Origin of the sequence: Acidovorax sp. sic0104 (assembly GCF_019219095.1) — a bacterium.
Taxonomy (GTDB): Bacteria; Pseudomonadota; Gammaproteobacteria; order Burkholderiales; family Burkholderiaceae_C; genus Acidovorax.
In genome coordinates, this window is sequence record NZ_JAHUWH010000020.1 from 70,524 (window position 1) to 78,581 (window position 8,058).

An 8,058-nucleotide genomic window follows, 5' to 3' on the forward strand; every position below is an offset into this window, starting at 1 on the left:
CATCATGGCCGGATGACTGTCTGGATCGACACCCATTGCCACCTGGACGCCCCGGAATTCGACCCCGACCGCGATGCTGTGCGCCAGGATGCCCGTGCCCGGGGCGTGGCGCACTGCGTGATACCGGCGGTGGAGCGAAGCAACTGGAGCACCGCGCGGGAGCTGGCCCACCGACACGGGGATAGCTATGCGCTGGGCATCCACCCCCTGTACACCGGCCGCGCTGAGGATGGCGACCTGGACCGCCTGGCGGATGAGCTTGTGCAGCACCGGGCGGACCCGCGCCTGGTCGCCGTCGGCGAGATCGGCCTGGACTACTTCGTGAGCGGGCTGGACCCGGCGCGCCAGGAGCGCTTTTACCGGGCGCAGCTGCAGCTGGCGCGCCGTTTCGACCTGCCGGTGATCCTGCATGTGCGCCGCTCGGCGGACAAATTGCTAAAGGGACTGCGCGAGCTTCCGGTGCAGGGCGGCATCGCCCACGCCTTCAATGGCAGCCTGCAGCAGGCGCAGGCATTTGTCGCCATGGGTTTCAAGCTGGGTTTCGGAGGCGCTGCCACCTACGACCGGGCCCTGCAGCTGCGCCGCCTGGCTGCACAGCTGCCCGAAGACGTGCTGGTGATGGAAACCGATGCCCCCGACATCCAGCCGCACTGGATCTACACCACCGCGGCGCAGCGCGCCGAAGGCCAGCCACAGGGGCGCAACGCGCCCGGGGAGCTGCCACGCATCGGCGAAGTGGTGGCGCAACTGAGAGGCTGCACGGCGCAATCGCTGGCACAAGCCACCACCCGCAATTCCAAAGCGGCGCTGCCCGGACTGGCGGGGTTGGTGCCATGAACAGCGCCTCTGTAGACCTGAAATGAGGCGCAATTTGGTAGGTTCGTGCAGTGTGGGCGCAGGGTTGCAGCTATCTTTTTTTGTAAACACGACTGGGGCACGGTGTGGAATCGGGCCAGAATGGGCCCATGCCTGAAGTCATCGCGTCTGCCTCCGCGCCGCTGCCCGCCGCCACCCGCTGGCAGGGCCTGCCTCCGGTGGCGTCCGCTGGCACCGTGGTGCTGGTGTTGGGCAGCTTTCCGGGCGCTGCATCCTTGCGGGCGCAGCAGTACTACGCCCACCCGCAAAACCACTTCTGGAAGATCCTGCAGGCGCTCTGGCCACAGCATCCGCTGCCCCCGGCAGGGGCGGGCGACCACTATGCGCGGCGCTGCGAATGGCTGCTGGCACGCGGCTTGGGCTTGTGGGACGTCTACGAGAGCTGCGAGCGCGAGGGCAGCCTGGACGCCGCCATCCGCAACGCCCGCGTCAACGACTTCGCGCTCCTGCACGGGCATTGTCCCCGGCTGGCTGCGCTGGCCCATAACGGCGCCGAGAGCTTTCGCCACGCCCCTGCGGCGCTTGCCAGCCTGGGATCCGCCCACCCGACCCGGATCGAAGCGGTGCGGCTGCCTTCGACCAGCCCTGCCAATGCCTCCTGGAGCTTTGACCGCAAGTTGGCAGCGTGGAGCGGACTGATGGCCGCCCACGGGCTGCTTTGATTGCCTGATTGCCTTGAATGACCCGAAAAAAGAACACGACCCCCGAGCTGCCCGAAGTCAGCGTCTCCGATGACGGCGAGGTGCGGCACCTGCACCTGGGCACGCCATGGATCCAGGGCTCCATGCGCGTGGACGAGCCCTTCGCGCTGGAGCTGGAATATGTGCAGCGCATGATGGCGTGGCTGCTGTTTGCAGAACCCGCGCAGGTCTCCAAGGGCCATGCCATGCAGCTGGGCCTGGGGGCCGGCGCCATCACCAAGTTCTGCCACAAGAAACTTCGGATCTGCACCACCGCCATCGAACTCAACCCCCAGGTGCTGGCGGTGTGCCGGCAATGGTTCAAGCTGCCGCCCGACGGCCCCAAGCTGCGCGTGGTGCTGGCCGATGCAGCCAAGGAAATCCAGAACCCCATGTGGCTGGGCACGGTGGATGCGCTGGCTGTGGACCTGTACGATCACGACGCTGCGGCGCCGGTGCTGGACAGCCCCGACTTCTATGGCGACTGCCGCGCGCTGCTGACCGAGACCGGTAGCATGACCGTCAACCTGTTCGGCCGCGCGTCGAGCTATGACCGCAGTCTCAAGAGCATGGCGCAGGCGTTTGGTGAAGAGGCGCTGTGGTCTTTCAAGCCCACGCGCGAGGGCAATACCGTGGTGCTGGCCCAGCGCAACCCCACGCGCCCCAAACGCACCGATCTGGCCGCGCGCGCCGAGGTCATCCAGGCGCGCTGGGATCTGCCCACCGGGAAATGGCTGAGGGCTTTCAAGCCCGTGGCAGGGTGACGGCAGCTTGGTGGACAGAGAGCATGCAGAGCCCGCAAAGTCCGGGGGCATACGGCGGATGCCGTGTAGACAGACACACGAAAGAGGATCTCCATGACGAAGGTTGAAGAAGTCTCCACAGAGCGACCCGCGAAGGCCTCTTACGCCGGCCCCGTGGACTGGCGGCGCGTCGTCAAATGGTTGAGCGAGGATCAGATCATCACGCGCGAAGAGGCGCAGCGCACCGTGGCGCGATGCTCCCAGGCCGAAAGCTCGCAGCACGCTCTGGTGCGGCTGGCCAACGTTGCCATGGAGCGCGCCTCGGACGGCAAACCGCTGGACATCGAGGCGCTGTCCGAGTACCTGGCCCGCCGGGCCGGGCTGGCCTACCTGCGAATCGACCCGCTCAAGGTGGACGTGGGCCGCGTGGCCGACACCATGAGCGCGACCTACGCCGAGCGGCACAAGGTGCTGCCGGTGCAGGTCACGGCCAAGGAGGTGGTGGTGGCGACGGCCGAGCCGTTCATCGACGACTGGGTGGCCGAGGTGGAGCGCCAGTCGCGGCGGTCCGTGCGCCGGGTCGTGGCCAACCCTGCCGACATCCATCGCTTTACTGCCGAGTTCTTCGCGCTCGCCAAATCGGTGCGCGCAGCGCAGAAGGCGGGGGGCAACACGGGCGGCAGCAGCTTCGAGCAACTGGTTGAGCTGGGCAAGAGCAACAAGCAACTGGACGCCAACGACCAGGGCGTGGTCAAGGTGGTGGACTGGCTTTGGCAGTACGCTTTCGACCAGCGCGCCAGCGACATCCACCTGGAGCCGCGCCGCGAGCAGGGCGTGATCCGCTTTCGCATCGACGGCGTGCTGCACCCCGTCTACCAGATGCCCATGGGCGTGCACAACGCCATGATCTCGCGCATCAAGCTGCTGGGCCGCATCGACGTGGTGGAAAAGCGCAGGCCCCAGGACGGCCGCATCAAGACCCGCAACCAGCGTGGCGACGAGGTGGAAATGCGTTTGTCCACGCTGCCCACGGCCTTTGGCGAGAAGATGGTGATGCGGATCTTCGACCCCGACAACGCGGTCAAGGACCTCGATGCCCTGGGCTTCGCCCCGCACGATGCCCATCGGTGGGAAGACCTGGTCAAGCGGCCGCACGGCATCATCCTGGTCACGGGGCCCACGGGCTCGGGCAAGACCACCACGTTGTATTCCACGCTCAAACGCGTGGCGACCGAAGAGGTCAACGTCAGCACCGTGGAAGACCCGATCGAGATGATCGAGCCCAGCTTCAACCAGACGCAGGTGCAGCCGCAGCTCGATTTCAACTTCGCCGAAGGCCTGCGGGCCTTGATGCGCCAGGACCCGGACATCATCATGGTCGGTGAAATCCGCGACCTGGAAACCGCGGAAATGGCTGTGCAGGCGGCGCTCACCGGGCACCTGGTGTTCTCGACACTGCACACCAACGATGCGCCTTCGGCCATTACACGGCTGATGGAACTGGGGGTGCCGGCGTACCTGCTCAATGCCACCATCCTGGGAGTGCTGGCCCAGCGCCTGGTGCGCACGCTGTGCAAACAGTGCAAGCAAAAGGACGACACGTCGGACCGCGAAGTCCTCATGGCCGCAGTCAAGCCGTGGAAGCTCAGCGGGGGCTACCAGCCTTACAAGCCCGTGGGTTGCGTGGACTGCCGCATGAGCGGGTTTCGGGGCCGGATGGGACTGTACGAACTGCTGACGGTGAGCGAGGCGCTCAAGGAGAAGATCAACCAGGCGCCGTCGATCGACATGCTGCGGCGCCAGGCGGTGCAGGACGGCATGCGCCCGCTGCGCCTGGCTGGCGCATTGCGTGTGGCCGAGGGTCTGACCACACTGGAGGAGGTGCTCACCGCCACTCCCCCCCTGGAGTAAGCGTCCGAGTCTCCTGGGCGACTGCCCTGGCTGCGGAGAGTGATCGCGCTGCAACGCGTTACGGGATGTAGGTGGAATCCACATCCGCGCGGGCCGCGCTTGGTCTCACAATCGCGCAGTCAAGATTTCCGCCTAGGAGACAAATGTGAAAATCAAGAGTCAAAAAGACTTCTTTGCCGGCCTCATGTTCATGGGTGTCGGCGTGGCGTTTGCGTGGGGAGCCACCACGTACAACGTTGGCAACGGCGCACGCATGGGCCCGGGATATTTCCCCCTGCTGCTGGGGATCCTCCTGGCCCTCATCGGGTCCGCCATCACCTTCAAGGCCACCACGGTGGAGACGCAGGACGGCGACAAGATCGGCAAGTGGGCCTGGAAGCCGCTGTTCTTCATCCTCGCTGCCAACTTCGCGTTCGGCATCCTGCTTGGTGGCTTGCCCAGCCTGGGCATTCCAGCTATGGGCCTCATCGTGGGCATCTATGCACTGACCTTCATCTCCAGCCTGGCTGGAAATGAATTCAACGCCAAGGCGGTGTTCGTGCTGGCCACCGTGCTTGCCATCGGCAGCTATGTGGCATTCGTCTGGGCGCTCAAGCTGCAGTTCCCTGTGTGGCCAAGTTTCATCACGGGTTGAGCAGGAGCACCGACCATGGATCTGATTAACAACCTCTCCCTTGGTTTTGGCGTGGCCTTCACGTTCCAGAACCTGATCTACTGTTTCGTCGGCTGCCTCTTGGGCACGCTGATCGGCGTGTTGCCCGGCATCGGCCCTGTGGCCACCATCGCCATGCTGCTGCCCGCAACGTACGCACTGCCCCCCGTGGCGGCGCTGATCATGCTGGCCGGTATCTATTACGGAGCGCAATACGGCGGCTCCACCACCGCCATCCTGGTGAACCTGCCGGGCGAATCGTCTTCAGTGGTGACCGTGATCGACGGCTATCAGATGGCCCGAAAAGGTCGGGCAGGGCCGGCGCTGGCGGCGGCGGGGCTCGGTTCGTTCTTCGCCGGTTGCGTAGGCACGCTGATCCTGGCGGCCTTCGCACCGCCGCTGACGGAAGTGGCCTTCAAGTTCGGCCCTGCCGAGTACTTCTCGCTGATGGTGCTGGGCCTGATCGGCGCCGTGGTGTTGGCCTCGGGCTCCCTGCTGAAGGCTGTTGGCATGATTGTGCTGGGCCTGTTGATGGGCCTTGTGGGTACCGACGTGAATTCGGGCGTGGCCCGCTTCAGCTTCGACATCCCTGAACTCACCGACGGTATCGGCTTCGTGACCATCGCCATGGGCGTGTTCGGTTACGGCGAAATCATCTCGAACCTTGCCCGCCCCGACGATGACCGTGAAGTTTTCACGGCCAAGGTGCAGGGCCTCTTCCCGACCAAAGAAGACTTCAAGCGCATGCTGCCAGCCGTGCTGCGCGGTACTGCTCTGGGCGCAGCCCTCGGTATCCTGCCCGGTGGCGGTGCGCTGCTGGCGGCCTTCGCTGCCTACACGGTCGAGAAGAAGACCAAGCTCAAGCCCGGTGAAGTGCCGTTCGGCCAGGGCAACATCCGTGGTGTCGCGGCTCCCGAGTCGGCCAACAACGCAGGTTCGCAGACCTCCTTCATCCCGCTGCTGACCCTCGGTATCCCTCCCAACGCCGTGATGGCGCTGATGGTGGGCGCAATGACCATCCACAACATCCAGCCTGGTCCCCAGGTGATGACCAGCAACCCCGAACTTTTCTGGGGCCTGATCGCTTCGATGTGGATCGGCAATGCCATGCTGGTGATCCTGAACCTGCCGCTGATCGGCATCTGGATCAAGCTGCTGACCGTGCCTTACCGCTGGTTGTACCCTTCCATCGTGCTCTTCTGCGCGGTGGGCGTGTACTCGACCAACAACAACACCTTCGACATCTGGATGGTCGGTATCTTTGGCCTGGTGGGCTACATCTTCCACAAGCTGGGTACTGAGCCCGCTCCACTGCTGCTCGGTTTCATCCTGGGCCCGATGATGGAAGAAAACCTGCGCCGTGCGCTGCTGCTGTCGCGTGGCGACTGGAGCGTGTTCGTCACGCGTCCGCTGTCCGCCGGCCTGCTGGCTGCCGCGGCCCTGCTGCTCATCATCGTGCTGCTGCCAGCCGTGAAGAACAAGCGCGAAGAAGCGTTCGTGGAGGACTGACCCCCCGTTTCTGCGCTCGTGGATCCCATCGCAACGGCACCTTCGGGTGCCGTTGTTTTTTGGCGAGCAGGCGCGAGGGGTAGCGCTGCCGGCCAGCACAATGCGTGCAGAGGTCCGCATGCCCACACCACTGCACACCACACAGCACCCCCACCGCGCGTTGCTGCACAACGAGATCCACGCCCGACCGCCGGAGTCCATGACGGCCCCGCTGGCCATTGCCCACATCGTGATGCTGGCCGACGCCGCGGGCCGCGAGGCCAGCCGGGCCCACGTGGCGGCATTGCTGCGTGACCACCACCTCGCGCCGCCCGGCGAGCACACGACCCACCTGCGCATCGACCTGGGTGCGTACCGCCTGCGCTGGGAGATGCACACCGAGTTCGTTTCCTGGACCTTCACCGTGCCGACGCCCATCGATGCTTTCGGCGAACGGGAGCCTGCCAGCGCTGCGGATGCGGTCCCGCAGGACTGGCTTGCGGAGCTGCCGGGGCAGTGCCTGTGCAGCCTGAACCTGTGGGTGTTGCCCACCCATGCCTTCGGCTCGGGCTCGCTCGTCAAGCATGTGCTGCATGAAGACACGCTGGTGGCCTCCACCGTGGCAGATGGGCACGGCGAGGTGTACACCGACTTCGCCATCCATGCCGACGGGTTCTCGCGGATGGTGCTGCTGGCGGGCGGCATGACGCCGCGCCGCCTGGGGCGCCTGGTGCAGCGCCTGCTGGAGATCGAGACCTACCGCATGGCCGCGCTGCTGGGCCTGCCCGCAGCCCGCGAAGCTGCCAGCGTGCTGGCCTTTGCCGAGCGCGAACTGGCCGAACTGGCCAACGCCATCCGCACCGCCAACCGCGATGCGGAGCCCGTGCTGCTCGACCGACTCACCCGCCTGGCCGGGCAGGTGGAGAGCCAGTACGCCGCCACACATTCGCGGTTTTCGGCGAGCAGTGCGTACTTCGAACTGCTGGACCGCCGCATTCAGGACATCGCAGAGTCGCGCCTCGCGGGCATGCAGACCATCCGCGAGTTCATGGACCGGCGCCTTACGCCTGCCCGCAGCACCTGCGAATGGGCAGCGCGCCGGCAGGACGCCCTCTCGCAACGCGTATCGCGCATGAGCAATCTGCTGCGCACCCGCGTGGAGATCGAGCAGCAGCAAAGCAGCCAGGCGCTGCTGACCACCATGAACCACCGGCAGGACCTGCAGCTCAAGATGCAGTCCACGGTGGAGGGGCTGTCGGTGGCCGCCATCACGTACTACATCGTCGGGCTGGTGAGCTACCTGGCCAAGGGCGCACAGAAGCTGGGATGGCCCCTGTCCGCCGAGACCACGGCGGCGATTGCGATACCGCTGGTGGCGTTGGCGGTGTGGTGGTCACTGCGGCGGCTGCATCACCGCATCTTCAAGAAGCACGGGGAGTCGGGGGCTTGATGGCCGTTGGGGTGGCGTGGCGATCCGTGCTGCCATGAACCGGGCGGCACCATCCGCAACGGTGGCGCGTTGAATTGCCTTGAACTCGTGTACCTACACAGGATTTCGCGTGACAGCGATCGGCCAGGAGCGGTCGGTTGCAGCAAGGAGAAGCGGACGTTCAAAGTTGGAGTTACTGCCGCCCACGAAGCGTGTCGGCGTTAAAAGAATTGTTGAGACGCATACCCACTTACCACTAGCCCTGCTGAGGTGATCTGG

At 65.5% G+C, this 8,058-nt stretch carries 7 protein-coding genes; all 7 read left to right on the forward strand.

The features are described 5' to 3' along the window. Positions 1-12 precede the first annotated feature (12 nt). The 7 genes from KW835_RS23440 to KW835_RS23470 all read left to right on the forward strand — a co-directional run bounded on the left by KW835_RS23440 (position 13) and on the right by KW835_RS23470 (position 7,800). Positions 13-837 (forward strand): TatD family hydrolase, encoded by an 825-nt coding sequence (locus tag KW835_RS23440; RefSeq protein ID WP_218386867.1) that lies wholly within the window; start codon positions 13-15, stop codon positions 835-837. A gap of 128 nt (positions 838-965) precedes the next feature. Continuing rightward, the gene (locus KW835_RS23445) at positions 966-1,538 is read left to right on the forward strand and encodes a DNA-deoxyinosine glycosylase (protein WP_218386869.1); all 573 of its coding nucleotides are present in this window, start codon (positions 966-968) and stop codon (positions 1,536-1,538) included. A 17-nt stretch (positions 1,539-1,555) separates the two neighbouring features. Then, a complete protein-coding gene (locus tag KW835_RS23450; protein ID WP_218386870.1) occupies positions 1,556-2,320 on the forward strand; it encodes a spermidine synthase in 765 nt (254 codons plus the stop codon). Positions 2,321-2,413: 93 nt separating this feature from the next. Beyond that, the gene (locus KW835_RS23455) at positions 2,414-4,210 is read left to right on the forward strand and encodes a GspE/PulE family protein (protein WP_218386872.1); all 1,797 of its coding nucleotides are present in this window, start codon (positions 2,414-2,416) and stop codon (positions 4,208-4,210) included. A 145-nt stretch (positions 4,211-4,355) separates the two neighbouring features. Further along, positions 4,356-4,844, forward strand: coding sequence for a tripartite tricarboxylate transporter TctB family protein (locus KW835_RS23460; RefSeq protein WP_218386874.1), 489 nt, complete (start codon positions 4,356-4,358; stop codon positions 4,842-4,844). 15 nt (positions 4,845-4,859) lie between these two features. Continuing rightward, on the forward strand, positions 4,860-6,371 hold the full coding sequence (locus KW835_RS23465; protein WP_218386875.1) for a tripartite tricarboxylate transporter permease: 1,512 nt from the start codon (positions 4,860-4,862) through the stop codon (positions 6,369-6,371). Positions 6,372-6,489: 118 nt separating this feature from the next. Then, positions 6,490-7,800: a DUF3422 family protein gene (locus tag KW835_RS23470; protein ID WP_218386877.1), complete on the forward strand. Its 1,311-nt coding sequence runs from the start codon at positions 6,490-6,492 to the stop codon at positions 7,798-7,800. The last annotated feature ends 258 nt before the right edge of the window (positions 7,801-8,058 follow it).